Raw genomic sequence first — 23,943 nt, 5'->3', positions numbered from 1 at the left:
ACACCCTGGGAAAGGCAGATGCCGTGAGCAACGAAAGCCTGGCCAACCTGCTCAAGGAAGAGCGCAGGTTCGCACCCCCCGCCGACCTGGCCGCCGACGCCAACGTCACCGCGGAGGCGTATGAACAGGCCAAGGCTGACAGGCTCGGTTTCTGGGCCGAGCAGGCCCGTCGGCTGACCTGGGCCAAGGAGCCCACCGAGATTCTTGACTGGTCGAACCCGCCGTTCGCCAAGTGGTTCAAGGACGGCGAGCTCAACGTCGCCTACAACTGCGTCGACCGGCATGTGGAGGCCGGCCTCGGCGACCGGGTCGCCATCCACTTCGAGGGCGAGCCCGGCGACAGCCGCGCGATCACCTACGCCGAGCTCAAGGACGAGGTCTCCAAGGCGGCCAACGCCCTGCTGGAGCTGGGAGTTCAGGCCGGCGACCGGGTCGCCGTCTACATGCCGATGATCCCCGAGACCGCGATCGCGATGCTGGCCTGCGCCCGGATCGGCGCCGCCCACTCGGTCGTCTTCGGCGGTTTCTCCTCGGACGCGCTCGCCACCCGCATCCAGGACGCCGACGCGCGCGTGGTCATCACCTCCGACGGCGGTTACCGGCGTGGCAAGCCGTCCGCGCTCAAGCCGGCCGTGGACGAGGCGGTCGAGAAGGCGGGCATCGTCGAGCACGTGCTCGTCGTGCGCCGCACGGGCCAGGAGGTCGCCTTCACCGAGGGCCGTGACGTGTGGTGGCACGACGCCGTGGAGCGGCAGAGCCCCGAGCACACCCCGCAGGCGTTCAACGCCGAGCACCCGCTGTTCATCCTGTACACCTCGGGCACCACGGGTAAGCCGAAGGGCATCCTGCACACCTCCGGCGGCTACCTCACCCAGACCGCCTACACCCACCACGCCGTCTTCGACCTCAAGCCGGAGACGGACGTGTACTGGTGCACCGCCGACGTCGGCTGGGTCACCGGGCACTCGTACATCGTCTACGGCCCGCTCGCCAACGGCGCGACGCAGGTCATGTACGAGGGCACGCCCGACACCCCGCACCAGGGCCGCTTCTGGGAGATCGTGCAGAAGTACGGCGTGACGATCCTCTACACCGCGCCGACCGCGATCCGTACGTTCATGAAGTGGGGCGACGACATCCCCGCCAAGTTCGACCTGTCCAGCCTGCGGGTGCTGGGCTCGGTGGGCGAGCCGATCAATCCCGAGGCGTGGATCTGGTACCGCAAGAACATCGGCGGCGACCGCACCCCGGTCGTGGACACCTGGTGGCAGACCGAGACCGGCTCGATGATGATCACCCCGCTGCCGGGCGTGACCGCGACCAAGCCCGGCTCCGCGCAGACGCCGCTGCCCGGCATCTCCGCGACGGTCGTCGACGACGAGGCGAACGAGGTTCCCAACGGCGGGGGCGGCTACCTGGTGCTGACCGAGCCGTGGCCGTCGATGCTGCGCACCATCTGGGGCGACGACCAGCGGTTCATCGACACCTACTGGTCGCGTTTCGAGGGCAAGTACTTCGCCGGTGACGGTGCCAAGAAGGACGACGACGGCGACATCTGGCTGCTCGGCCGGGTCGACGACGTCATGCTCGTCTCGGGGCACAACATCTCCACCACCGAGGTCGAGTCCGCGCTCGTCTCCCACCCGTCGGTCGCCGAGGCGGCCGTGGTCGGCGCGGCGGACGAGACGACCGGGCAGGCGATCGTCGCCTTCGTGATCCTGCGCGGTACGGCCGCCGAGACCGAGGACCTGGTCGCCGAGCTGCGCAACCACGTCGGCAGCACCCTCGGCCCGATCGCCAAGCCCAAGCGGGTCCTGCCGGTGGCCGAGCTGCCCAAGACCCGCTCGGGCAAGATCATGCGCCGTCTGCTCCGGGACGTCGCGGAGAACCGCCAGCTCGGTGACGTCACGACGCTGACCGACTCCACGGTCATGGACCTCATCCAGTCCAAGCTGCCGGCCGCGCCCAGCGAGGACTGATCAAGGCCCACGCATATCCGATCGGACGAAGGGGCACCCGGCAGACAGCTCGCCGGGTGCCCCTTCGGCGTCCGTGGTGAAGATCGCCAGGTGCGCACGGCCAAACGGTTAGCTAAACTAAGCAAAACAACTGCCTCATGGTGCGCCGGGAAGTCTGGTCGGCATGCGTTCAGCCCTGCCCACCGACCGGAGGTCTTCCCCGTGACCGCGCCCCGCTCCACCACCCCCCGCAAGGTCCTCGGACGACTGTCGCTGCCCGAGCGGACCTACGTGGCGGACGCGCTGCGCACCGAGACCGTCGGCGGTGTGCTGCTGCTCGCCGCCGCGGTCACCGCGCTGCTCTGGGCGAACATCCCCGCGCTGCACGACAGCTACGAGAACGTCGCCCACTTCCATCTGGGCCCCGCCACGATCGGCCTCGACCTGTCGGTCGCGCACTGGGCCGCCGACGGACTGCTGGCGATCTTCTTCTTCGTCGCCGGGATCGAACTCAAGCGCGAGCTCGTCGCAGGCGACCTGCGCGAGCCCAGGGCCGCCGCGCTCCCGGTCGTCGCCGCCCTGTGCGGCATGGCGGTACCGGCGCTCGTCTACACCCTCACCAACGTCACCGGCGGCGGCTCCCTGGCCGGGTGGGCCGTACCCACCGCCACCGACATCGCCTTCGCGCTCGCCGTGCTCGCGGTCATCGGCACGTCCCTGCCGAGCGCGCTGCGGGCCTTCCTGCTCACGCTCGCCGTCGTCGACGACCTCTTCGCGATCCTGATCATCGCCGTCTTCTTCACCGCCGACCTGAACTTCGCCGCGCTCGGCGGCGCCGTCGTGGGCCTGGCCGTCTTCTGGCTGCTGCTGCGCAAGGGCGTACGCGGCTGGTACGTGTACGTGCCGCTCGCGCTCGTGATCTGGGCGCTGATGTACAACAGCGGCGTCCACGCCACCGTCGCCGGCGTGGCCATGGGCCTGATGCTGCGCTGCCACCGCAAGGAGGGCGAGGCCCACTCCCCCGGCGAGCACATCGAGCACCTCGTACGCCCCCTGTCGGCGGGCCTGGCCGTACCGCTGTTCGCGCTGTTCAGCGCGGGTGTCTCCGTCTCCGGCGGAGCGCTCTCGGAGGTGTTCGCCTCGCCGGAGACCCTCGGTGTCGTCCTCGGGCTGGTCGTCGGCAAGGCGCTCGGCATCTTCGGCGGGACCTGGCTGACCGCCCGTTTCACCAGGGCCTCGCTCAGCGACGATCTCGCCTGGGCGGACGTGTTCGCGGTGGCGAGCCTCGCCGGTATCGGCTTCACGGTCTCGCTGCTCATCGGCGAACTCGCCTTCGCCGGCGACGAGACGATGACGAACGAGGTCAAGGCCGCCGTGCTGCTGGGCTCGCTCATCGCCGCCACGCTGGCGACCGTCCTGCTGAAGATACGGAACGCCAAGTACCGCCGCCTGTGGGAGGACGAGGAGCGCGACGACGACCTCGACGGCATCCCGGACGTCTACGAGGAGGACGACCCGGCGTACCACCTGCGCCTGGCCGCCCGCTACGAGGCCAAGGCCGCGGAACACCGCCGGATCGCCCAGGAGAAGGCAGCGGCGCGCCACGAGCTTGCCGAAGTACCGGGCGGGGCAGGCGAGGACCACGACGGTCCGGCATGATCTGACGAGACGGTACAAAAGACGGAGAGGGAGAGACCGCGATGAGCGCACCCGACGGCAGCCCGGTCGGCGCCGAACGCAGCATCGGCCAGCTGTTCGCCTCGGCGACGGCGGAAATGTCGGCGCTGGTGCACGATGAGATCGCGCTGGCGAAGGCGCAGCTCAAGCAGGACGTCAAGCGCGGCGCGACCAGCGGCGGCGCCTTCTCGGCAGCCGGGGCGGTGCTGATCTTCTCCCTGCCGATGCTGAACTTCGCGCTGGCGTACGGCATCCGCACCTGGAGCGACTGGAACCTCGCGATCTGCTTCCTGCTGTCCTTCGCGGCGAACGTGCTGGTCGCCGTCGTGCTGGCGCTGATCGGCGTGGTCTTCGCGAAGAAGGCCAAGAAGAGCAAGGGCCCGCAGAAGGTCGCCGCCTCGATGAAGGAGACCGCGGTCGTCCTGCAGAAGGCCAAGCCGCACCCGCGTCCGGAGCTCCCGCAGGACCGGGTCCCCGAGGCCATCGAGGCTGTGGCACGCTCGTCGTCATGACGGACCCCGCCACACCTTCGGCACAACCGGCCTCGGCCGTTCTTCTCGACGTCCCCGGCGGGAGGAAGGTGAGTCACCGCGACGTCGCCGCCAACGGCGCCCGCTTCCACATCGCCGAGCTGGGCGACGGGCCGCTGGTGCTGCTGCTGCACGGCTTCCCGCAGTTCTGGTGGACCTGGCGGCACCAGCTGGTGGCGCTCGCCGACGCGGGTTTCCGGGCCGTCGCCATGGACCTGCGGGGCGTCGGGGGCAGCGACCGTACGCCGCGCGGTTACGACCCCGCCAACCTCGCGCTCGACGTCACCGGCGTCATCCGCTCGCTCGGCGAGCCGGACGCCGCGCTGGTCGGCCACGACCTGGGCGGATACCTCGCGTGGACGGCCGCCGCGATGCGCCCCAAGCTGGTGCGGCGGCTGGCGGTCGCCTCCATGCCGCATCCACGGCGCTGGCGCTCGGCCATGCTGCGAGACGTCAAGCAGACGCGCGCCGGTTCACACATCTGGGGGTTCCAGCGGCCCTGGGTCCCGGAGCGGCAGCTCACCGCCGACGACGGGGCGCTCGTGGCGGAGCTGATCCAGGACTGGTCCGGGCCGCGCCCGCCGGAGGACGAGGCGCTGGAGGCGTACCGCCGCGCCATGTGCATCCCCTCCGCCGCGCACTGCGCCGTCGAGCCGTACCGCTGGATGGTGCGCTCCCTGGCCCGCCCGGACGGCATCCAGTTCAACCGCCGCATGAAGCGGCCCGTGCGCGTGCCGACCCTCCATCTGCACGGCTCGCTCGACCCCGTCATGCGCACGCGCAGCGCGGCCGGATCCGGCGAGTACGTCGAAGCCCCCTACCGCTGGCGCCTGTTCGACGGTCTCGGCCACTTCCCGCACGAGGAGGACCCGGTGGCGTTCTCCTCGGAGCTCATCAACTGGCTCAAGGATCCCGAACCCGATCGGTGACCGGACGGCCCCGCCCCGTATCCGCACGTGAACGCTTGTCCTACGAACGGCCACTTGCCCGGCGCATAGGCCAATTGGGCGCCCCGGGAGCGGTTATCGACCATGGGGCGGGGGCACACGTCGGGGTATGGGCTGGACGCACGACTACAGTGACGCAAGCCGCAATCGCCGCTCGGCGGGCGGTGCGAACCCCCACCATCGAAGCGGCGCACCGCAGATGGTGACCGCGGATCCCCGGGTCGGGATCCCGCGCATCCTCCGTCGCCGGGCCCGCTGGGTCTCCGTACGTCTGCGCCACACCCGCGACTGAGGCGCCACCCGCGCGAGTGACGCCCGGGCCACCCCGCCGCAAGGCCGCTCCTAGAGCGCGCAGCTGTCGCTGTCCACCTGCTGGTTGGCGGTGCGCCCCTTGGTGATGTCCTCCTGGATCTCGTCCACGGTCAGCGCGTACCCCGTCTCGGCGTCGTCGAGGGACTTGGCGAAGACCACGCCGTAGACCTTGCCGTCGGGGGTGAGCAGAGGGCCGCCGGAGTTGCCCTGGCGGACGGTCGCGTAGAGGGAGTAGACGTCGCGGCGGACCGTGTCCCGGTGGTAGATGTCCGGGCCGTTGGCCGTGATGCGGCCACGCACGCGCGCGGCACGCACGTCGTACGCCCCGTTCTCCGGGAAGCCGGCGACGATCGCGCCGTCCCCGCTGGTCGCGTCCCCGCTGGTGAAGCGCAGCGCGGGCGCCTTGAGGTCCGGCACGTCGAGTACGGCGATGTCGCGCCGCCAGTCGTAGAGGACGACCGTGGCGTCGTACTTCCTGCCCTCGCCGCCTATCTGCACGGTCGGCTCGTCGACGCCGCCCACCACGTGCGCGTTGGTCATCACACGGCGGCCGGAGAAGACGAAGCCGGTGCCCTCCAGGACCTTGCCGCAGCTCGGGGCCGTGCCCATGACCTTGACGATGGAGCGCTGGGCGCGACTCGCGACGGGGCTGTTGGCGAGGGCCGGGTCCGGGGGCTGGACGTCGGTGATCGGCTCGTTGGCGAACGGGCTGAAGACCTGCGGGAAGCCGTTCTGCGCGAGGACGGAGGAGAAGTCCGCGAACCAGGTGGCGGCCTGGTCCGGCAGCGCCTGCGAGACGCCCAGCAGCACCTTGGAGTTGCGGACCTCCTTGCCGAGCGTCGGCAGTGTGGTGCCCGCGAGGGCCGAGCCGATCAGCCAGGCGACCAGGAGCATGGCCACGACGTTGACCAGGGCGCCACCGGTGGCGTCGAGGGCCCGGGCCGGGGACCAGGTGATGTGCCGGCGCAGCTTGTTGCCGAGGTGGGTGGTGAGGGCCTGGCCCACGGAGGCGCAGACGATGACGACGACGACCGCGACGACGGCGGCGGTCGTGTTCACCTCCGCGTTGTCCGTGAGCGCGTCCCAGATGACGGGCAGTACGTAGACCGCGACGAGACCGCCGCCCAGGAAGCCGATCACCGACAGGATGCCGACGACGAATCCCTGGCGGTATCCGACGACCGCGAACCACACGGCGGCGACCAGCAACAAGATGTCCAGCACGTTCACGGAGGCCACCCTGTCATGCGCGCCAGTCGAGCGGGACCTGCTTCTCGCGGTCCCAGGGCCGCTCCCAGCCCGCGAAGTGCAGCAGCCGGTCGATGATTCCGGCCGTGAAACCCCATACAAGGGCTGATTCGACCAGAAATGCCGGACCTCGGTGGCCGCTGGGGTGGACGGTGGTGGCGCGGTTGGCGGGATCCGTGAGATCCGCCACGGGGACGGTGAAGACTCTGGCGGTCTCGTTCGGATCGACGACCCCGACCGGGCTCGGTACGCGCCACCAGCCCAGCACCGGGGTGACGACGAAGCCGCTGACCGGAATGTACAGCCGGGGCAGGACGCCGAAGAGCTGGACGCCGGAGGGGTCGAGGCCGGTCTCCTCCTCCGCCTCGCGCAGGGCGGCCCGCAGCGGGCCGTCGCCGCGCGGGTCGCCGTCCTCCGGGTCCAGGGCGCCGCCGGGGAACGAGGGCTGGCCTGCGTGCGAGCGCAGGGAGCTCGCGCGCTCCATGAGCAGCAGCTCGGGCCCGCGCTCGCCCTCCCCGAACAGGATCAGCACGGCGGACTGGCGCCCGGCGCCGTCCTCCGGCGGCAGGAAGCGGCTGAGCTGCCGCGGCCTGACCGTCTCCACGGCGTGCACCACCGGGTCCAGCCAGGCCGGCAGGCCCTCCTTGCTCGGCGTCAAAGGCCCGCCCTGTGTGTCGCTCGCGCGCGTCATCGCCACCCCCGTCGTCCTGCCGCTTCCAACGCGCGGCGGGTGCGAGATCGTTCCGCGAACGACCGCGATCCCCCGTCCTGGCAGCTCATCCGGCCCCCAGCGGCGGCGCCGGCTTGCCGCCCGCGTCCAGATACGCCTGCGGGGGCCGCAGGCGCTGGCCGGGGAAGCCACCCTTCTCGTACTTGAGCAGCTTCTTCGCCTTCTCCGGGTCGGTCTCGCCCTCGCCGAACGCCGGGCAGAGCGGGGCGATCGGGCAGGCGCCGCAGGCGGGCTTGCGGGCATGGCAGATGCGGCGGCCGTGCCAGATCACGTGGTGCGAGAGGTCCGTCCAGTCGCTCTTCGGGAAGAGCGCGCCGAGGGCGGCCTCGATCTTGTCCGGGTCGGTCTCGCCGGTCCACTGCCAGCGGCGCACCAGTCGCTGGAAGTGCGTGTCCACGGTGATGCCGGGCCGCCCGAAGGCGTTGCCGAGCACGACGAACGCGGTCTTGCGGCCGACGCCGGGCAGCTTGACCAGGTCCTCCAGCCGGCCCGGTACCTCACCGCCGAAGTCCTCCACCAGGGCCTTGGACAGCCCTATGACCGACTTCGTCTTGGCCCGGAAGAAGCCGCACGGGCGGAGGATCTCCTCCACCTCCTCCGGGTTGGCGGCGGCCAGGTCCTCGGGGGTGGGGTACTTGGCGAAGAGGGCGGGTGTCGTCTGGTTGACGCGCAGGTCGGTGGTCTGGGCGGACAGGACTGTGGCGACGACCAGTTGGAAGGGGTTGTCGAAGTCCAGCTCGGGGTGGGCGTAGGGGAAGACGTCGGCGAGCTCGCGGTTGATGCGGCGGGCGCGGCGGACCAGGGCGGTACGCGACTCGTCACCCGGCGGATGGACGACGGACTTCGCGGGGGCGGTGCCCTTGACGCGGGCCGTGGCCTTCTTGGGCGCGACGGTGACCTTCTTGGCGGCGGGCGCCTTCTTCACGGACGCCGCCTTCTTCACAGGCGCCGCCTTCTTCACGGACGCCGACTTCTTGGCAGGTGCCTTCTCGGCAGGTGCCTTCTTGGCTGATGCCTTCCCGGCAGCCGCCTTCTTCGCGGTATCCGTCTTGTTCTCTTTCGCCGTTTTCCTACCGCCATCGGGGCTCTGTTCGCCCACAGCGGAATCGCGACGTACAACCACCCGCGCAGCCCCCTAGGCCTGTGCTCTCACCGGCGATTTGGACACCCGGCCAGCCTAAGGCGTGGCACCGACATCTGCCCCGGGCCCTGAAGATCGGCGTCCAATTGGACCCCTGCCGCGTACCCCGGGACACCAGTGCGGCATCCTTGTGACAGATCACACTGTTTGGACCGTCCGGCAAAATGGGCACCTCGGTGCCTTGATACAAGGGGGATCCAGGTCCCCTGAGCAGGTCGACAAGGAGAGAACTCGTGGACGACGTTCTGCGGCGCAACCCGCTCTTCGCGGCGCTCGATGACGAGCAGGCCTCGGAGCTCCGCGCCTCCATGAGTGAGGTGACCCTCGCGCGCGGCGACTCGCTGTTCCACGAGGGGGACCCCGGCGACCGCCTGTATGTGGTCACGGAAGGCAAGGTCAAGCTCCACCGCACGTCCCCGGACGGCCGCGAGAACATGCTGGCCGTGGTCGGCCCCGGCGAGCTCATCGGCGAGCTGTCGCTCTTCGACCCGGGCCCGCGCACCGCGACGGCCTCCGCACTGACCGAGGTCAAGCTGCTCGGACTCGGCCACGGCGACCTCCAGCCCTGGCTGAACGCCCGCCCCGAGGTGGCCACGGCACTGCTGCGCGCTGTCGCCCGCCGGCTGCGCAAGACCAACGACGCCATGTCCGACCTCGTCTTCTCGGACGTCCCGGGCCGGGTCGCCCGCGCCCTGCTGGACCTCTCGCGCCGGTTCGGCGTGCAGTCCGAGGAGGGCATCCACGTCGTCCACGACCTCACGCAGGAGGAACTGGCCCAGCTGGTCGGCGCGTCCCGCGAGACGGTCAACAAGGCGCTAGCGGACTTCGCCCAGCGCGGCTGGCTCCGCCTGGAGGCCCGCGCGGTGATCCTGCTGGACGTGGAACGCCTCGCCAAGCGCTCGCGCTGACGCGCACCCGCGCGTGCCGTACGTCATCGGGCCCTGTCTCCTCGCGAGACAGGGCCCGACGTCGTACCAGGGCACGTCAGCGGTCAGATGAGCCCGTGCTCCTCCAGGTAGTCCACCTGCGCCCGCACCGACAGTTCCGCCGCCGGCCACAGCGAGCGGTCCACGTCCGCGTAGACGTGGGCGACGACCTCGGTGGGCGTGCGGAAGCCGTCCTCGACGGCCGTCTCCACCTGCGCGAGGCGCTTGGCCCGGTGGGCGAGGTAGTACTCGACGACGCCCTGGGCGTCCTCCAGGACCGGCCCGTGGCCCGGCAGCACCGTGTGGACGCCGTCGTCGACCGAGAGGGACCTGAGCCGCCGCAGGGAGTCCAGGTAGTCGCCGAGGCGGCCGTCGGGGTGGGCCACGACCGTCGTGCCGCGGCCGAGGATCGTGTCGCCGGTCAGGACCGCCCGGTCCGCCGGGAGGTGGAAGGAGAGGGAGTCGGCGGTGTGGCCGGGGGTCGGTACGACCTTCAGTTCGAGGCCGCCGACGGTGATCACGTCACCGGCGGCCAGTCCCTCGTCACCCAGCCGGAGGGCCGGATCGAGCGCACGCACGCGCGTGCCGGTCAGTTCGGCGAACCGCCCGGCGCCCTCGGCGTGGTCGGGGTGGCCATGGGTCAGCAGCGTCAGGGCGATGCGCTTGCCGGCCTGCTCGGCCGTGGCGACGACATGGCGCAGGTGCCCGTCGTCGAGCGGGCCCGGGTCGACCACCACGGCCAGGTCCGAATCGGGCTCGGAGAGGATCCAGGTGTTCGTGCCGTCCAGGGTCATCGCCGAGGGGTTGGGGGCCAGGACGTTGACGGCCCGCGCGGTGGCGGGGCCCGTGAGGACACCGCCCCGGGGCTGGCCGGGAAGGGCTGCTGCGTCCGTCATGCGGTGGCTCCACCGGTGGTCGGGATGTGCTTGGTGAACTCGTCGTGTCCCGACCAGGAGAGCACGATCTCGCCGTCCACGAGACGCGCCGTGGCCAGCACGGGCGTGAGGTCACGCCCCGGGGCGTCCGCGAGCGCCCGCGCGGCCGTGTCGTACGGCGTCAGCTGGCGCAGGGTCGCGAGGGTCGGCGGCATCATCAGCAGCTCGCCCTTGTCGTAGCCGGCCGCCGCCTCGCCCGGGGAGATCCACACCGTACGGTCCGCCTCGGTGGAGGCGTTGCGGGTGCGCTGCCCCTCGGGAAGGGCCGCCACGAAGAACCAGGTGTCGTAGCGGCGGGCCTCGAACTCGGGGGTGATCCAGCGGGTCCAGGCGCCGAGCAGGTCGGAGCGCAGGACCAGGCCGCGGCGGTCCAGGAACTCGGCGAAGGACAGGTCCCGGGCGACCAGGGCGGCACGGTCCGCCTCCCAGTCGGCCCCGGTGGTGTCGCCGACGACCGAGTCGGGCGCCGGTCCGGCGAGCAGGACGCCCGCCTCCTCGTACGTCTCCCGTACGGCCGCGCAGACGATCGCCTGGGCTTCCGTCTCGTCGACGCCGAGCCTGTCCGACCACCACGCGCGCGTGGGGCCCGCCCAGCGGACCTGGTGGTCGTCGTCCCGGGGGTCGACGCCGCCGCCCGGATACGCGTACGCGCCTCCGGCGAAGGCCATGGAGGCGCGTCTGCGCAGCATGTGGACGGCCGGGCCGGTGCCCGTGTCCTTCAGGAGCATGACGGTGGCCGCCCGCTTCGGCGTGACCGGCGTGAGTGTGCCGGCCGCCAGTGCGCGGATGCGGTCCGGCCACTCCGGGGGATACCACTGACCGTTCGCCATGGGCGCGAGGCTATCCCGTGACGGGCGGATGTTCGAGTGGCCCCCGGGGCCGATGCCGCACCCGGGCCTGCGGAAAAGGCCTACGGAACGGGCCCCACAAGAGACCCGCGTAAGAGGCCCGCGTAAGAGACCCGCGCGAGCGCCGAAGGGCGCTACGCGAGCTCCACCTGGATCTCGACCTCCACCGGGGCGTCCAGCGGCAGCACCGCCACGCCCACCGCGCTGCGCGCGTGCACGCCCTTGTCGCCCAGGACCTCGCCGAGCAGCTCGCTCGCGCCGTTCAGCACCGCGGGCTGGCCCGTGAAGTCCGAGGCCGAGGCCACGAAGCCCACGACCTTCACCACGCGCGCGATGCGGTCCAGGTCGCCGGCGACTGACTTGACGGCTGCCAGGGCGTTCAGCGCGCAGGTGCGCGCCAGCTCCTTGGCCTCCTCCGGGGTGACCTCAGCGCCGACCTTGCCGGTGAGCGGAAGCTTGCCCTCCACCATCGGGAGCTGCCCGGCGGTGTAGACGTACGGGCCGGTCTGCACGGCCGGCTGGTACGCGGCCAGCGGCGGGACGACGTCGGGCAGGGTCAGGCCCAGCTCGGCCAGCTTCGCCTCGACGGCGCCCATTACTGCTTCTCCCGCTTCAGGTAGGCCACGAGCTGCTCGGGGTTGTTCGGGCCGGGCACGACCTGGACGAGCTCCCAGCCGTCCTCGCCCCAGGTGTCCAGAATCTGCTTCGTGGCGTGGACGAGCAGCGGCACGGTTGAGTATTCCCACTTGGTCATGCGGCCGACTCTAGCCCCTGGCGGACAGGGGCAGGCGGCCGACTGCGGCGGCGGTTGTCCACAGCCTCCGGAGTAGCCCGGGCGCCGACTGGTTAGGCTCGAATACGTGAGCAGGCTCCAGGTCGTCAGCGGCAAGGGCGGTACCGGCAAGACCACGGTGGCCGCGGCCCTCGCGCTGGCCTTGGCCACGGAGGGGAAGCGGACGCTTCTCGTCGAGGTCGAAGGCCGCCAGGGAATCGCGCAGCTCTTCGAAACGGAAGCGCTGCCTTATGAGGAGCGGAAGATCGCCGTCGCTCCCGGGGGCGGGGAGGTGTACGCGCTGGCCATCGACCCCGAACTGGCCCTTCTGGACTACCTCCAGATGTTCTACAAGCTGGGCAGCGCCGGACGGGCCCTGAAGAAGCTGGGCGCGATCGACTTCGCCACCACCATCGCGCCCGGCCTGAGGGACGTACTCCTCACCGGCAAGGCGTGCGAGGCGGTGCGGCGCAAGGAGCGCAGCGGGCGGTTCACCTACGACTACGTCGTCATGGACGCGCCGCCCACCGGGCGCATCACGCGCTTCCTGAACGTCAACGACGAGGTCGCCGGCCTCGCCAAGATCGGCCCGATACACAATCAGGCACAGGCCGTGATGCGGGTGCTGAAGTCGCCGGAGACGGCCGTGCACCTGGTGACGCTGCTGGAGGAGATGCCCGTCCAGGAGACCGTGGACGGCATCACCGAGCTGCGGACCGCGCGGCTGCCGGTGGGGCGGATCATCGTGAACATGGTGCGGCCGGAGGTGTTGGACGAGGCCGATCTGGAACTCGTCCGGAGGGCCACGCGTTCCACGGTCGCACGGTCGCTGTCGTCCGCCGGACTCGGCGGCGCGCGGCGCGGCGGGCACGCCGAGCGGCTGGTGGACCCGCTGCTCACCCAGGCCGAGGAATACGGCGAGCGGTACACGCTGGAGCACGAGCAGCGTGCGGTGCTGGCCGAGCTCGGCCTGCCGCTGCACGAACTGCCGCTGTTCGCCGAGGGCATGGACCTGGCGGGGCTGTACGCGCTGGCCCGCGAGCTGCGCGGGCAGGGCGTGTCATGAGCGGAACCGCCGCCGGACGGGGCATGTCCATGAAGGCCGTCGTGGAACAAGGCGCCATGAAGCTGGTCATGAGTCGGAAGCAGGGGATGTCATGAGTCGTCCGGACCCGGCCCACACACACGACCCGGCCCGCCCCCGCATGTCCCCCGCTCGCCTGCTCGACGTCGATCCGCTGCTGGCGGACCCTGAGACCCGGATCGTGGTGTGCTGCGGCTCGGGCGGGGTCGGCAAAACCACGACCGCGGCGGCCCTGGGCCTGCGCGCGGCCGAGCGGGGCCGCAAGGTGGTCGTCCTCACCATCGACCCGGCCCGCCGGCTCGCCCAGTCCATGGGCATCGACTCCCTCGACAACACCCCGCGCCGGGTCAAGGGCATCGACGACACCGCGGGCGGCGAGCTGCACGCGATGATGCTCGACATGAAGCGCACCTTCGACGAGATCGTCGAGGTGCACGCGGACGCCGAGCGGGCGGCCGCGATCCTGGGCAACCCCTTCTACCAGTCGCTCTCGGCGGGCTTCGCGGGCACGCAGGAGTACATGGCGATGGAGAAGCTCGGGCAGCTGCGGGCCCGGGACGAGTGGGACCTGATCATCGTCGACACCCCGCCGTCCCGCTCGGCCCTGGACTTCCTGGACGCGCCCAAGCGGCTCGGGTCGTTCCTCGACGGGCGGCTGATCCGGCTGCTGACGGCGCCGGCGAAGCTGGGCGGGCGCGCCGGGATGAAGTTCCTGAACGTCGGGATGTCGATGATGACCGGCACCCTCGGCAAGCTGCTCGGCGGTCAGCTCCTCAAGGACGTCCAGACGTTCGTGTCCGCGATGGACACGACGTTCGGAGGCTTCCGCACCCGCGCGGACGCGACGTACAAGCTGCTCCAGGCGCCCGGGACGGCGTTCCTCGTGGTCGCGGCCCCGGAGCGGGACGCGCTGCGCGAGGCCGCGTACTTCGTGGAGCGCCTGGCCGCGGAGGACATGCCGCTCGCCGGTCTTGTGCTCAACCGGGTCCACGGCAGCGGGGCCGACCGGCTGTCGGCCGAGCGGGCGCTCGCCGCCGCGGAAAATCTTGAAGAGCCCCGCATTGTGGATCAGGAGGACGGGAAAGCTGGACTTCGTAACTCCCCCGACGCATACGACAGTTCAGCCTCTTCCACGTCCGAAACCCCAGCTCAGACCTCAGATCAGACCCCAGCTCAGGCCTCGGCCACGGCATCGGCTCCCGAGGGTGGCTCCCCCACCGAGGACGCCGAAGACATCGCGGACGCCGAGGACGCCGAGCGGTCCATCGACCAGCTCACGGCAGGCCTGCTGAGGCTGCACGCCGAACGCATGCAGCTGCTCTCCCGCGAGCAGCGCACGCGTGACCGCTTCACCGCGCTGCACCCCGAGGTGGCCGTGACGGAAGTGGCCGCGCTGCCCGGCGATGTGCACGACCTCGCGGGACTGCGCGACATCGGCGACCGGCTCGCGGCGAACGAACGCGAGCTTCCCGACGCGGCCGAGCCGGAGCCGCCCGGCCGTGATGCCTGAGGGCCCGTACGGGCCCCCGACCGGACATCAGCGACGAGGAGCCCCCGTGGAGTCCCCGGTGGGCACTCCTCAGCTCACTGCGGCGTAGTTCTCGTAGATCTCGTCGTCGTCGAGGGACACGACACCCGTGCCGCGCTCGTACTCGCTGCGCGCCGTCTCCAGCAGCCGGCGCCAGGACGTCACCGTGGGACGCCTGCGCAGCAGTGCGCGGCGCTCCCGCTCCGTCATGCCTCCCCACACGCCGAACTCGACGCGATTGTCGAGCGCGTCGGCCAGGCACTCCGTACGCACCGGACATCCGGTGCACACCGCCTTGGCCCTGTTCTGCGCTGCTCCTTGAACGAACAGTTCATCCGGATCGGTAGTGCGGCAGGCCGCCTGCGCACTCCAGTCGACTACCCAGCCCATACCGGCGCCGTCCTCTCCCGAATCGAGGCTCCCCCACGGCGGCAGCGGCATATTCACCGCCGCCAGTTGAGGACGTTACGGAAGGTGGGCACAGCGCAACACCCCCGTCGGGCCCAATCTTGAATGGCCCGAACGGACTATGGGTAAGCGGCAGATCACCCGGGGGAGTGAGCTGGCGACATACATAACTTTCCCGGCAAACCGGGACAGTTCAGTTGCGTCACAACGGACGCCGCATGACACACAAGGCGGATTCGGACACGACCCCACCAAAAAAGTTGGGGAACACCCGGAACGATTCGGGGTCGCCGGACGTATTGATACGTGACCTCACTGCTGTGACAGTTGAGAGCAGCTTAGGCCAAGGCCTATACGCCTGTCCGGCGAATGAGAACGTAGGCTGCCCTCATGCCAAAGAAGAGCTCGGGCGGTGGTCTGTCTCCTGCGCAGCAGGCCGCCAAGTTCCTCGGTGTCAGTGTCCTTGCGGGAGCCGTGCTGGCCGGCATCGCGCTGCCCGCCGTGGGCGCGCTGGGCCTCGCGGCGAAGGGCTCGGTCGAGAGCTTCGACGAGCTCCCCGCCAACATGAAGACGCCGCCGCTGAGTCAGCGCACCACGATCCTCGACGCCGACGGCGGCCAGATCGCCACGGTCTACTCGCGCGACCGCACGGTGGTCCCGCTCAAGGACGTCTCGCCGTACATGCAGAAGGCGATCGTCGCGATCGAGGACTCGCGCTTCTACCAGCACGGCGCGGTCGACCTGAAGGGCGTCCTGCGCGCCCTCAACAAGAACGCGCGCAGCGGCGAGGTCTCCCAGGGCGCCTCGACCCTGACGCAGCAGTATGTGAAGAACGTCTTCGTCGAGGAGGCGGGCGACGACCCGACGAAGGTCGCGCAGGCCACCCAGCAGACCATCGGCCGCAAGATCCGCGAGCTGAAGTACGCGATCCAGGTCGAGGAAGAGCTCGGGAAGAAGAAGATCCTCGAGAACTACCTGAACATCACGTTCTTCGGCCAGCAGGCCTACGGCGTCGAGGCCGCGGCCCAGCGCTACTTCTCCAAGTCCGCCAAGGACCTCGACATCCAGGAGTCGGCCCTCCTCGCCGGCATCGTCCAGTCGCCCAGCCGGTACGACCCGGTCAACGACGAGGCGGAGGCCACCAAGCGCCGCAACATCGTGCTCCAGCGCATGGCCGCCGTCGGCGACATCTCCCGGGCGCAGGCCGGCGAGGCGATGAAGGCGCCGCTCGGCCTCAAGGTCAGCAAGCCCAGGAACGGCTGCATCACGGCGGTCAAGGGCGCGGGCTTCTTCTGTGACTACGTGCGCGAGGTCTTCCTGAACGACAAGGTCTTCGGCAAGACCAAGGAGGCACGGGCGAAGGTCTGGAACCAGGGCGGCCTCACCATCCGCACCACCATGGACCCCAAGGCCCAGGACTCGGCACAGCGGTCCATCAAGGACCACGTCTACACGAGCGACGAGGTGGCCACCGCCGCCAGCATCGTCCAGCCCGGCACCGGCAAGATCCTCGCCATGGGCCAGTCCCGTCCGTACGGCGTCGACATCAAGGAGGGCGAGACGACCCTCAACCTGTCCGTCAACGACGACATGGGCGGCGGCATGGGCTACCAGCCCGGTTCGACGTTCAAGCCGATCGTGGCGGCGGCGGCCATCGAGGACGGCATGCCGGCGAACAAGGTGTACTCGGCGCCGTACCAGATGGCCTACCCGAGCCCGGTCTCCGCCTGCGACGGCAAGACCTGGCGGAACAGCCGGACCGACCCCGCCAAGCTCGAGAACGAGAACAGCTCGGAGGTCGGCCCGTACGACATGAAGGAAGCGACCGCCAAGTCGGTCAACACCTACTACGTCCAGATGATCAGTGACATCGGCATCTGCCCGGTGACGACGATGGCGAAGAAGATGGGCGTCGAGCGGGCCGACGGCCGCAAGCTGGACCAGGCGCCGTCCATCGCCCTCGGCACCCAGGAGATGTCCCCGCTGACCATGGCGAACGGGTACGCGACCTTCGCCTCGCGCGGCATGTACTGCACGCCGATCGCCATCGAGTCGGTCAGCCAGCGGGTCGGTGGCGAGACCAAGTCGCTCCCGGTCCCGAAGTCGACCTGCTCGCGCGCGATGTCGGAGAAGACCGCCGACACGATCAACGCGCTGCTGAAGGGCGTCGTCGAGGACGGTACGGGTTCGAAGGCCGGCCTCAGCGGCCGTCCCAGCGCGGGCAAGACCGGTACGACGGACGAGCGCTACGCGGCCTGGTTCGTGGGCTACACGCCGAACATGGCCGGCGCGGTGTGGGTCGGCGACCCCGCGCACAAGCGGAAGATGTCCGGCATCACCATCGGCGGCCGGTCGTACGGCAAGGTCTTCGGCGGTGAGGTCCCTGGTCCGATCTGGCGGGACATGATGTCCGGCGCGCTGGAGGGCAAGCCCGTCGAGCAGTTCAACGACATCCACATCCCCGACGGCCGCGACAAGGGCCGCGACGACGAGAACCGCGACGACGACCGCGACGACGGGGACAACGGCAACGGCGGCTTCATCGGCGGCCTGGTCGGCGGCAACAACAACGGCGGGGGTGGCGAGCCCCTTCCGACGCCTTCGTTCTCCCTTCCTGAGGGCTTCTTCCGAGGCCAGGACAACGGCGGGGGCAACGGCAACGGCGGGCGGTTCGGCTGAGCCGACGCGTCCCGGGCCGGTGACAGACCCGTTCCCGGGCCGGTGACAACGACAGGCGGCCCCCTCTTTCCCGTACGGGAGGAGGGGGCCGCCTGTTGTTCTGCCGATGATCAGCCGGCGAGCAGCTTCTTCACCGCGGCGGCGACGCGGCCGCCCTCGGCCTGCCCGGCCACCTTCGGGTTCACGATCTTCATGACCGCGCCCATGGCCCGCGGCCCCTCGGCACCGGCGGCCTTGGCCTCCTCCACGGCCTGGGCCACGATCTGCTGGAGCTCGTCGTCGGACAGCTGCTTGGGCAGGTACTCGGCGAGCACCTCGCCCTCCGCCTTCTCCCGCTCGGCGCTCTCGGCACGACCGCCCTGAGCGAAGGCCTCGGCCGCCTCGCGGCGCTTCTTGGCCTCGCGGGTGATCACCTTCTGCACCTCGTCGTCGGAGAGCTCGCGCTTCTCCTTGCCCGCGACCTCCTCCTTGGTGATCGCGGCGAGCGTCAGCCGGAGCGTCGAGGAGCGGAGCTCGTCGCGCTCCTTGATCGCAACGTTGAGGTCATCCTGCAGCTTCGACTTGAGCGTGGTCATGGGGCTGATTGTCGCAGGTGCCGGAGGAAAGACGCCCCCTGTTTTGCGGGGCGGCGGCGGGATGGTGGCGGACCGCGGCGGGACTGTGGTTTTCGAAGAGCCGGTGCCGCCAGGGGATTTCGGGGCACGGCCCGGGCAGGGTCGGGGCGCCGCCCGGGCAGGGGCTACGTCCGGGGTCTGAGACGATGGTCGTATGCGCGCGCGATACGGAGTCCCCCTGGGAATCGCGGCGGCTGGTGCCGCCGGTCTGTTGTACGCCGCGGGCTTCGAAGCCCGCTCCTTCCGCCTCCGACGGGTCACCGTCCCGGTCCTGCCCCCCGGAATGCGCCCACTGCGTGTGCTGCAGGTCTCCGACATCCACATGGTCGGCGGCCAGCGCAAGAAGCAGCGCTGGCTGCGTTCCCTGGCGGGCCTGCGCCCCGACTTCGTGATCAACACGGGCGACAACCTCTCCGACCCGGAGGGCGTACCGGAGGTCCTGGACTCGCTCGGCCCCCTGATGGAGTTCCCGGGCGCGTACGTCTTCGGCTCGAACGACTACTACGGCCCCACGCTGCGCAACCCCGCCCGTTACCTGCTGGAGAGGGCCCAGGGCCGCCACGGCCTCAACGGCAACGCCCCGGCCGTGGGTGTGGTGCACAACCCGTGGGAGGACCTGCGGGACGGTTTCGACGCGGCCGGCTGGCTCAACCTGACCAACACCCGCGGCACGCTCAAGATCGAGGGCGTCTCACTGGAGCTGACGGGCCTGGACGACCCGCACATCAAGCGGGACCGCTACGAGCAGGTCGCCGGCGGCCCCGCGGAGTCCGCCGACTTCTCGATGGGCGTCGTCCACGCCCCCTACCTGCGCGCCCTGGACGCCTTCACGGCCGACGACTACCCCCTGATCCTGGCCGGCCACACCCACGGTGGCCAGCTGTGCATCCCCTTCTACGGTGCCCTGGTCACCAACTGCGACCTGGACACGGACCGGGTGAAGGGCCTGTCGACGCACACCGTGGAGGACCGGACGTCGTATCTGCACGTGTCGGCGGGCTGCGGCACGAGCCGCTACACGCCGGTACGGTTCGCGTGCCCGCCGGAGGCGACACTGCTGACGCTGGTGGGGCGGGAGTAGCGGGACCAGCGGGAGCGGCGGGGTAGCGGGGTAACCCACACAGCCCCGCCCGCATCGCCCTGTATGTCCGCTTCTGTCAGCGTGGGGGCATGACCGCCCCGATACCCAGGGACATCCCGGACCTGCCCGCGATACCGGGCAGGCCCGCGCTGAAGCCCTCCCCCGTCCCGGCCACGGCCGTCGTCAGCCCGGTCCGCCGCCCCGCGGCCGCGGCCTTCCGCCTGCTGGTCGCCTGCGCGGCGGCCGTCGGCGTGACACTCGAACTGCTCCTCGGCGACCCGACCCGGGCCCTGGGCCACTTCGCGGTCCAGAGCAACATCTTGCTGGCGCTGGTCATGGCCGTCTCGGCCCGCCGCGCCTGGACGGCCGGCCGCCCCCTGCCGGGGTCCCTACTGGGCGCGACGACCCTCTACGTCGTCATCGCGGCCCTGGCGCACCACCTGCTCCTGGCGAACGAGGCCAGCCCCTTCTCCCTCACGGGCCAAGCGGCCCACCCGACGGGCTGGCAGGCCCTCACCCACTACACCCTCCACGCGGTGACCCCGATCGCGGCCGTACTGGACTGGCTCCTGCTCACGCCCCCCGGCCGCCTGCACCTGCGCCAGGCCAGCACCTGGCTGCTCTACCCCCTGGCCTACCTGGCCTTCACCCTCATCCGAGGCGAACTGCTCCTCCCGGGCTCGTCCGGCCGCTACCTCTACCCCTTCCTCGACGTCGACCAGGACGGCTACAAGAAGGTCCTCGGCAACGCCCTCCTCCTCGGCCTCTCCTTCTACGTCCTGGCGGTCCTCCTCGTAGCCCTCGACCACGCCCGCCCGAACCCCCTCCGGCACCCCTGGAAAACCGGATTTCGTCTCTAGCCACCGGTGGGCTAAAGTAAACGTCGTCGCCGCGACAGCAGCGACATCGGGGTGTAGCGCAGCTTGGCAGCGCGCTTCGTTCGGGACGAAGAGGTCGTGGGTTCAAATCCCGCCACCCCGACAGAGAAACAGCAGATCAGCCAGTCTACTCACGTGAGTAGGCTGGCTGATCTGCTTTCTACGTGTCTATCTGCGTGACTACCGCTTTGGATCCCGAGTGAAGATGCCGTCCATGACCACCGCGCCGGTCTGGATCACGGGCCGGATCTGCTTCCGGTACACCTCCTCGGTCACGGCCGTGCCAGCGTGGCCGACGAGACGAGAGATCTCCTCCAGCGGGACGCCACGGTCGGACAGCAGCGACACAAAGCTGTGCCGCAGCTCCCTCGGCGTCCACTCGTCGGCGTTGATCCCTTCGGCGTCCTTGAGTGCCTGGCGGAAGGCCCGCCGGACGTTGGTCGCGTCGAGCGGCTTGCCGACGGCCGAGGAGAAGACCAGCCCGTGTTCCTCCCAGCTGTCGCCAGCAGCGAGCCGCTCCCAGCCCTGGTCCTCGAACTGCTGCCACAGGACCTCGACGCAACGCGCCGGCAGAGCGAGCGTTCGCCGGGACTTCCGGGTCTTGGTGTCCCCGCCGCGCCGGACCGAGCGCCACACGGCGATGTGCGGGGGCTGCGGCGGATCGGCGTCCGGCCTGCCCTTGAGGAAGACGTGGTCCCAGGTCAGCGCCCGCAGTTCCTCAGTGCGGGCACCGGTCAGCAGGGCGACGACGATGTACGCGTGCATCGAGGTTCCCTCGGCCGCCTTGAGTACCGCCTCGGCCTGGGCCAAGGTGAGCGCCTTGGACGGCCGCCCAGCCTGGCCCTGGGGCACGGAGCACAGCTCGACGACGTTGCGCTTCACCTTGTCCCGCGCCATGGCCCGCTTGACCGAGCGGTTCAGGCAGGAGTGGACGGACTGCAGCGTGCGGGTGCTGAGGATCTTGGCCTTGGCGGCCAGCCAGCGGTCGACGTCCTCCGCACTGAGGTCGCGGAGCTTCCGGGCGCCCAGAGCGGGGATCACGTGGTTCTGGCTCAGGATGGTGCAGGTCTCGACGGTGCCCGGGTCACGACCCGCCAGGCCGAAGGCAAGCCAGTCGTTCACGGCGTCGGCGACGGTATAGCCCGTGGGCGCGATCGCAAGACCGTCTTCGTGGTCCCGCAGCACCTCCTTGAGCTTGTTCTTCGCCTCTGTCTTGGTCCTGCCACTCCCCCGCTTCACGATCCGCTTGCCGCTAGGATCGAAGCCGAGGTTCGCCGTGGCGATCCAACGCTGTCTCTTCTCGTCCCAGTGGAGCCCACCGTCGCCGCGGCTGCGTCGCTTGGTCATCAGGCGGCCTCCTCCAGCTGGTGCTGGATGAAGTCGCGTACCGCGTCGGCGGGTATCCGGCGAGCTCCGTCAATCTTGATGGAGGCCAGCCGATGAGTACGGATCAGGTCGTAGACCTTGGAGCGTCCGACCTTGAGCCGTGTCATGACGTCCGACACCGTCAGCAGTTCAGGGGTGGCAGTGGTCATGCTGCGGCTCCTTCCTGAGCGAGTTGGTCGCGTAGGGCTTCGCGGGCGGTTTCGCGGTTGAGTTGGAGGTCGCGGGCGATGGTGGCGGCGAGGGCAGATTCGCCGGGGGTGTGGCCGTGTCCGGCGTATTGCCAGTCGGCCAGGACCAGGACCGTGTCCGGCTCGACGTCCTCCAGGCCAAGCGCTTCGCGTTCCTGGGCGGCGCGGTAGTCGGCGCGGGCCTGGCGAAGGGCGCCGAGGGTGGTGGAGTAGCGGCGGGACTTTGAGGAGAAGTGGCCGCGAAAGCCGAGCATGTGAGCCCAGGCCCACAGGCGCCGTTCCGGGTACAGCGAGTCGAGCCGCTTACAGGCTTCTATGAGGCGGCGGGTGTGGTCGGGGACCTGGTGGCGGTCGAGTTCGGCGAGTTCGCCGATGCGGCGGTCCAAGGTGCCCGTGGTCTCGGCGGCCTTGGTGGCGTACTTCGCCACATAAGAGGCGACGGCCTGTTCAGTGATGTCGGAGCCGTCACCGAAGGCCTTCACGGGCCGGACGTCGAGCTGGGTGCCCCAACGGAAGGTGCGGGCGGGCTGGTCCTCGGCAGCGGGGACGGAGACCGAGGTATAGGCGTGCGCGGCAGCTGCTCGGATGGCATTGGCAAGGAGGTCGACCGTGGCCCAGGACGGCGGGGCCATTTCTGGTCCGTCGGGGCCGTCGATGCGGATGACAGCGTGGAAGTGCAGGGCGCCGCGTTTCTGGAACTCGGCGACCTTGCCGTAGGAGAGGCGGGCGCACTCCTTCAGCTCGCGTTGGGTGATGCCGGCGCGGGCGGCGATTTCGCGGCGGAGCCGGTTGGTGAAGCGCTGCCAGAGCTGTCCGGCGTGGTTGTTGAACAGCACGGCGCCCGCGTAGTCGTACATCACCGGGTCGAGGGCAGTGCCGAGGGCGGGATCGTCGGCGGTGTGGTGGGTGCCGCAGCGGCAGACTCCTCGGTCGGGCCGGTTGTGGACCGCGCCGAAGGACGGAGCGGTGAGGGTGGCGAAGACGCGGGGGTGGTCGCGGACGGTGGAGGGGATGTCGCGTCGGTCGTCTCCGGCGAGTCCGGCGCGGATGAGGTGGTAGGTGTCGCCCGCGTAGGTCCAGGCGCAGGACGGGCAGCGGGAGGCCCGGCGATTGCCGCAGGCGACGCGGAGACGGCCGTCCGGCTCGTTCTCGGTGGAGTAGTGGTGCAGGGTTTCGCCGGTGGTCTTGTCCTTGGTGAGGGTCCAGCCGGTGAGGTGGATGGGGTCAGCGCAGCCGCCGGTGCGGCGGATTTGGTCGTGCCAGCGATCGAAGCCGGGAGACCCGGCCACCCTAAGTAGATCGCTGAGGGTGATCGGGTCCAGGCCCGCGAGGGTCGCGGGGTTGGTCATGCGGCGCCTCCGGCTGCGATCAGGGCTGCGGTGATCAGCAGGGCGCCGCCTATGCGGGTGAGGTCGACCGCCCGCTTCAGACGGTTGAACTTGGCGACGGCGATCTGGGACAGGTTGGCGATGTGCTGTGCGCGCCGGTCGTCGGCCAGTTCGGCGGTGATCTGCTCGGCGGTCAGCGTCGCCCACAGCGGGAAGCCCACACGGTGATCGCCGCCCAGGTTGGGGCGGACCGAGCTGAGCAGCAGGCCGATCGCCGCGACCAGCAGCACCAGGCCTGCCCCGCCGACGAGGACGGCTGCGAGGTTCAGCGGTGCGTCCTTGGCGACGGACCAGGCACCGGCCAGGACTACGCCGACGAAGGCGAGCAGCAAGGCGGTCTTGTTGTCGGTGCGGGCGATCTCCGCTTTGACGTCGGCCAGCGCGGCCGTCAGGGGGTCCGGGGCGCTCATGCGCTCACCCCCAGGTCGGCGGTGGTCAGGCGAGGGCGCAGAGACACGGTGCCGGTGCCGAAGCAGGTGCGGCAGTGCACGGTGGCCGTGGGCAGGTGGCCACGGTGGTCGCGAGCGCCGGACGCGATGGCGACGGTGGGGAAGCCGTCGCAGTTCGGGCAGATCCGGGCGGTTGTGGCGGAGACGGGGGTCAGGCGGGCCATGATGGAGGTTCCTTCCGGTTGCGAGATCGGACAGGGACGGCGCCCGGAGCGGACGAGACTTGGCGGTTGAGG

General features: G+C 70.4%; 25 protein-coding genes and 1 tRNA gene. 12 read left to right on the top strand and 14 right to left on the bottom strand.

The window, feature by feature from the left end; genetic code table 11:
* Nucleotides 1–23 precede the first annotated feature (23 nt).
* The 5 genes from acs to AC07DF_RS15050 all read left to right on the top strand — a co-directional run bounded on the left by acs (nucleotide 24) and on the right by AC07DF_RS15050 (nucleotide 5,404).
* Nucleotides 24–1,979: an acetate--CoA ligase gene (acs, locus tag AC07DF_RS15070; RefSeq protein WP_478970675.1), complete on the top strand. Its 1,956-nt coding sequence runs from the start codon at nucleotides 24–26 to the stop codon at nucleotides 1,977–1,979.
* 201 nt (nucleotides 1,980–2,180) lie between these two features.
* Nucleotides 2,181–3,617 (top strand): Na+/H+ antiporter NhaA, encoded by a 1,437-nt coding sequence (nhaA, locus tag AC07DF_RS15065; RefSeq protein ID WP_478970673.1) that lies wholly within the window; start codon nucleotides 2,181–2,183, stop codon nucleotides 3,615–3,617.
* 41 nt (nucleotides 3,618–3,658) lie between these two features.
* Nucleotides 3,659–4,147 (top strand): phage holin family protein, encoded by a 489-nt coding sequence (locus tag AC07DF_RS15060; protein ID WP_478970671.1) that lies wholly within the window; start codon nucleotides 3,659–3,661, stop codon nucleotides 4,145–4,147.
* Nucleotides 4,144–5,094 (top strand): alpha/beta fold hydrolase, encoded by a 951-nt coding sequence (locus AC07DF_RS15055; protein ID WP_478970669.1) that lies wholly within the window; start codon nucleotides 4,144–4,146, stop codon nucleotides 5,092–5,094. The genes AC07DF_RS15060 and AC07DF_RS15055 overlap by 4 nt, the downstream gene beginning before the upstream one ends.
* A 127-nt stretch (nucleotides 5,095–5,221) precedes the next feature.
* Nucleotides 5,222–5,404: a hypothetical protein gene (locus AC07DF_RS15050; protein ID WP_382592553.1), complete on the top strand. Its 183-nt coding sequence runs from the start codon at nucleotides 5,222–5,224 to the stop codon at nucleotides 5,402–5,404.
* Nucleotides 5,405–5,454: 50 nt separating this feature from the next.
* Here the strand turns inward: AC07DF_RS15050 and AC07DF_RS15045 are convergent, their stop codons facing one another.
* From AC07DF_RS15045 to nth, 3 genes are all read right to left on the bottom strand, one after another.
* Nucleotides 5,455–6,654 carry a MarP family serine protease gene (locus AC07DF_RS15045; RefSeq protein WP_478970667.1) on the bottom strand — a complete coding sequence of 400 codons (1,200 nt, stop codon included), beginning with the start codon at nucleotides 6,652–6,654 and terminating at the stop codon, nucleotides 5,455–5,457.
* Between the two features lie 13 nt (nucleotides 6,655–6,667).
* Nucleotides 6,668–7,363, bottom strand: coding sequence for an NUDIX hydrolase (locus AC07DF_RS15040; protein WP_478970665.1), 696 nt, complete (start codon nucleotides 7,361–7,363; stop codon nucleotides 6,668–6,670).
* A gap of 85 nt (nucleotides 7,364–7,448) precedes the next feature.
* Nucleotides 7,449–8,501, bottom strand: a complete 1,053-nt coding sequence (gene nth / locus AC07DF_RS15035; RefSeq protein WP_478970663.1) for an endonuclease III — start codon at nucleotides 8,499–8,501, stop codon at nucleotides 7,449–7,451.
* Between the two features lie 275 nt (nucleotides 8,502–8,776).
* Between nth and AC07DF_RS15030 the strand changes: the two genes are divergently transcribed.
* Nucleotides 8,777–9,451: a Crp/Fnr family transcriptional regulator gene (locus tag AC07DF_RS15030; RefSeq protein ID WP_215119931.1), complete on the top strand. Its 675-nt coding sequence runs from the start codon at nucleotides 8,777–8,779 to the stop codon at nucleotides 9,449–9,451.
* Nucleotides 9,452–9,534: 83 nt separating this feature from the next.
* Here AC07DF_RS15030 and AC07DF_RS15025 read toward each other — a convergent pair whose 3' ends face one another.
* The 4 genes from AC07DF_RS15025 to AC07DF_RS15010 form a co-directional block, all read right to left on the bottom strand.
* Complete coding sequence (locus AC07DF_RS15025; protein ID WP_478970661.1) at nucleotides 9,535–10,365, bottom strand: MBL fold metallo-hydrolase; 831 nt, start codon at nucleotides 10,363–10,365, stop codon at nucleotides 9,535–9,537.
* Complete coding sequence (locus tag AC07DF_RS15020; RefSeq protein ID WP_478970659.1) at nucleotides 10,362–11,234, bottom strand: NUDIX hydrolase; 873 nt, start codon at nucleotides 11,232–11,234, stop codon at nucleotides 10,362–10,364. Before AC07DF_RS15020 ends, AC07DF_RS15025 begins: the two co-directional genes overlap by 4 nt.
* A gap of 152 nt (nucleotides 11,235–11,386) precedes the next feature.
* Nucleotides 11,387–11,848, bottom strand: a complete 462-nt coding sequence (locus AC07DF_RS15015) for a RidA family protein (protein ID WP_478970657.1) — start codon at nucleotides 11,846–11,848, stop codon at nucleotides 11,387–11,389.
* Nucleotides 11,848–12,006, bottom strand: a complete 159-nt coding sequence (locus tag AC07DF_RS15010) for a Sp36 family protein (RefSeq protein WP_097218487.1) — start codon at nucleotides 12,004–12,006, stop codon at nucleotides 11,848–11,850. Before AC07DF_RS15010 ends, AC07DF_RS15015 begins: the two co-directional genes overlap by 1 nt.
* Before the next feature lie 106 nt (nucleotides 12,007–12,112).
* Here AC07DF_RS15010 and bagA point away from each other — a divergent pair, with 106 nt between their 5' ends.
* Together bagA and bagB are read left to right on the top strand one after the other, a co-directional pair.
* A complete protein-coding gene (gene bagA, locus AC07DF_RS15005) occupies nucleotides 12,113–13,090 on the top strand; it encodes an ATPase BagA (protein ID WP_478970655.1) in 978 nt (325 codons plus the stop codon).
* Between the two features lie 91 nt (nucleotides 13,091–13,181).
* Nucleotides 13,182–14,618, top strand: a complete 1,437-nt coding sequence (gene bagB, locus AC07DF_RS15000) for an ATPase BagB (protein WP_478970653.1) — start codon at nucleotides 13,182–13,184, stop codon at nucleotides 14,616–14,618.
* A gap of 69 nt (nucleotides 14,619–14,687) precedes the next feature.
* Here the strand turns inward: bagB and wblA are convergent, their stop codons facing one another.
* Complete coding sequence (wblA, locus tag AC07DF_RS14995; protein ID WP_184594573.1) at nucleotides 14,688–15,026, bottom strand: transcriptional regulator WblA; 339 nt, start codon at nucleotides 15,024–15,026, stop codon at nucleotides 14,688–14,690.
* A 408-nt stretch (nucleotides 15,027–15,434) separates the two neighbouring features.
* Between wblA and AC07DF_RS14990 the strand changes: the two genes are divergently transcribed.
* Nucleotides 15,435–17,723 (top strand): transglycosylase domain-containing protein, encoded by a 2,289-nt coding sequence (locus AC07DF_RS14990; protein ID WP_478970651.1) that lies wholly within the window; start codon nucleotides 15,435–15,437, stop codon nucleotides 17,721–17,723.
* A 110-nt stretch (nucleotides 17,724–17,833) separates the two neighbouring features.
* On the opposite strand, the gene AC07DF_RS14985 is transcribed toward AC07DF_RS14990, so the two are convergent.
* Nucleotides 17,834–18,298 carry a GatB/YqeY domain-containing protein gene (locus AC07DF_RS14985; protein WP_478970649.1) on the bottom strand — a complete coding sequence of 155 codons (465 nt, stop codon included), beginning with the start codon at nucleotides 18,296–18,298 and terminating at the stop codon, nucleotides 17,834–17,836.
* A gap of 193 nt (nucleotides 18,299–18,491) precedes the next feature.
* On the opposite strand from AC07DF_RS14985, the gene AC07DF_RS14980 reads away from it, so the two are divergent.
* The 3 genes from AC07DF_RS14980 to AC07DF_RS14970 all read left to right on the top strand — a co-directional run bounded on the left by AC07DF_RS14980 (nucleotide 18,492) and on the right by AC07DF_RS14970 (nucleotide 20,399).
* Entirely contained in the window at nucleotides 18,492–19,418 is a 927-nt protein-coding gene (locus AC07DF_RS14980; protein ID WP_478970647.1) for a metallophosphoesterase, read from the top strand.
* A gap of 89 nt (nucleotides 19,419–19,507) precedes the next feature.
* Nucleotides 19,508–20,278 carry a Pr6Pr family membrane protein gene (locus tag AC07DF_RS14975; RefSeq protein ID WP_478970645.1) on the top strand — a complete coding sequence of 257 codons (771 nt, stop codon included), beginning with the start codon at nucleotides 19,508–19,510 and terminating at the stop codon, nucleotides 20,276–20,278.
* A gap of 47 nt (nucleotides 20,279–20,325) precedes the next feature.
* Nucleotides 20,326–20,399 (top strand) — tRNA-Pro (locus AC07DF_RS14970).
* Between the two features lie 77 nt (nucleotides 20,400–20,476).
* On the opposite strand, the gene AC07DF_RS14965 is transcribed toward AC07DF_RS14970, so the two are convergent.
* Genes AC07DF_RS14965 through AC07DF_RS14945 form a run of 5 tightly spaced genes read right to left on the bottom strand, consistent with a single transcriptional unit; the run spans nucleotide 20,477 to nucleotide 23,871 of the window.
* Complete coding sequence (locus tag AC07DF_RS14965; RefSeq protein ID WP_478970643.1) at nucleotides 20,477–21,643, bottom strand: site-specific integrase; 1,167 nt, start codon at nucleotides 21,641–21,643, stop codon at nucleotides 20,477–20,479.
* Entirely contained in the window at nucleotides 21,643–21,831 is a 189-nt protein-coding gene (locus AC07DF_RS14960; RefSeq protein WP_366708916.1) for a helix-turn-helix domain-containing protein, read from the bottom strand. The genes AC07DF_RS14965 and AC07DF_RS14960 overlap by 1 nt, the downstream gene beginning before the upstream one ends.
* Nucleotides 21,828–23,219: a replication initiator protein RepSA gene (gene repSA, locus AC07DF_RS14955; RefSeq protein ID WP_478970641.1), complete on the bottom strand. Its 1,392-nt coding sequence runs from the start codon at nucleotides 23,217–23,219 to the stop codon at nucleotides 21,828–21,830. The genes AC07DF_RS14960 and repSA overlap by 4 nt, the downstream gene beginning before the upstream one ends.
* Nucleotides 23,216–23,668, bottom strand: coding sequence for a Pycsar system effector family protein (locus tag AC07DF_RS14950; protein WP_478970639.1), 453 nt, complete (start codon nucleotides 23,666–23,668; stop codon nucleotides 23,216–23,218). Before AC07DF_RS14950 ends, repSA begins: the two co-directional genes overlap by 4 nt.
* A complete protein-coding gene (locus AC07DF_RS14945; RefSeq protein ID WP_478970638.1) occupies nucleotides 23,665–23,871 on the bottom strand; it encodes a hypothetical protein in 207 nt (68 codons plus the stop codon). Before AC07DF_RS14945 ends, AC07DF_RS14950 begins: the two co-directional genes overlap by 4 nt.
* Between the last annotated feature and the right edge of the window lie 72 nt (nucleotides 23,872–23,943).

It is taken from the genome of Streptomyces sp. NPDC044719 (assembly GCF_056433405.1).
The sequence above is the reverse complement of the archived record's forward strand: the minus strand, read 5'-3'. Positions and strand labels throughout refer to the sequence as shown.

Coding starts and splice junctions, on each gene's coding strand:
- AC07DF_RS15015 (WP_478970657.1), bottom strand. CDS start 11,848: ATGGGCGCCGTCGAGGCGAAGCTGGCCGAGCTGGGCCTGACCCTGCCC.
- AC07DF_RS14990 (WP_478970651.1), top strand. CDS start 15,435: ATGCCAAAGAAGAGCTCGGGCGGTGGTCTGTCTCCTGCGCAGCAGGCC.
- AC07DF_RS15025 (WP_478970661.1), bottom strand. CDS start 10,365: ATGACGGACGCAGCAGCCCTTCCCGGCCAGCCCCGGGGCGGTGTCCTC.
- repSA (WP_478970641.1), bottom strand. CDS start 23,219: ATGACCAACCCCGCGACCCTCGCGGGCCTGGACCCGATCACCCTCAGC.
- wblA (WP_184594573.1), bottom strand. CDS start 15,026: ATGGGCTGGGTAGTCGACTGGAGTGCGCAGGCGGCCTGCCGCACTACC.
- AC07DF_RS14980 (WP_478970647.1), top strand. CDS start 18,492: ATGCGCGCGCGATACGGAGTCCCCCTGGGAATCGCGGCGGCTGGTGCC.
- AC07DF_RS14965 (WP_478970643.1), bottom strand. CDS start 21,643: ATGACCAAGCGACGCAGCCGCGGCGACGGTGGGCTCCACTGGGACGAG.
- AC07DF_RS15010 (WP_097218487.1), bottom strand. CDS start 12,006: ATGACCAAGTGGGAATACTCAACCGTGCCGCTGCTCGTCCACGCCACG.
- AC07DF_RS15020 (WP_478970659.1), bottom strand. CDS start 11,234: ATGGCGAACGGTCAGTGGTATCCCCCGGAGTGGCCGGACCGCATCCGC.
- AC07DF_RS14975 (WP_478970645.1), top strand. CDS start 19,508: ATGACCGCCCCGATACCCAGGGACATCCCGGACCTGCCCGCGATACCG.
- AC07DF_RS14960 (WP_366708916.1), bottom strand. CDS start 21,831: ATGACCACTGCCACCCCTGAACTGCTGACGGTGTCGGACGTCATGACA.
- AC07DF_RS14950 (WP_478970639.1), bottom strand. CDS start 23,668: ATGAGCGCCCCGGACCCCCTGACGGCCGCGCTGGCCGACGTCAAAGCG.
- AC07DF_RS14945 (WP_478970638.1), bottom strand. CDS start 23,871: ATGGCCCGCCTGACCCCCGTCTCCGCCACAACCGCCCGGATCTGCCCG.
- AC07DF_RS14985 (WP_478970649.1), bottom strand. CDS start 18,298: ATGACCACGCTCAAGTCGAAGCTGCAGGATGACCTCAACGTTGCGATC.
- AC07DF_RS15040 (WP_478970665.1), bottom strand. CDS start 7,363: ATGACGCGCGCGAGCGACACACAGGGCGGGCCTTTGACGCCGAGCAAG.
- AC07DF_RS15060 (WP_478970671.1), top strand. CDS start 3,659: ATGAGCGCACCCGACGGCAGCCCGGTCGGCGCCGAACGCAGCATCGGC.
- AC07DF_RS15050 (WP_382592553.1), top strand. CDS start 5,222: ATGGGCTGGACGCACGACTACAGTGACGCAAGCCGCAATCGCCGCTCG.
- AC07DF_RS15055 (WP_478970669.1), top strand. CDS start 4,144: ATGACGGACCCCGCCACACCTTCGGCACAACCGGCCTCGGCCGTTCTT.
- bagB (WP_478970653.1), top strand. CDS start 13,182: ATGAGTCGTCCGGACCCGGCCCACACACACGACCCGGCCCGCCCCCGC.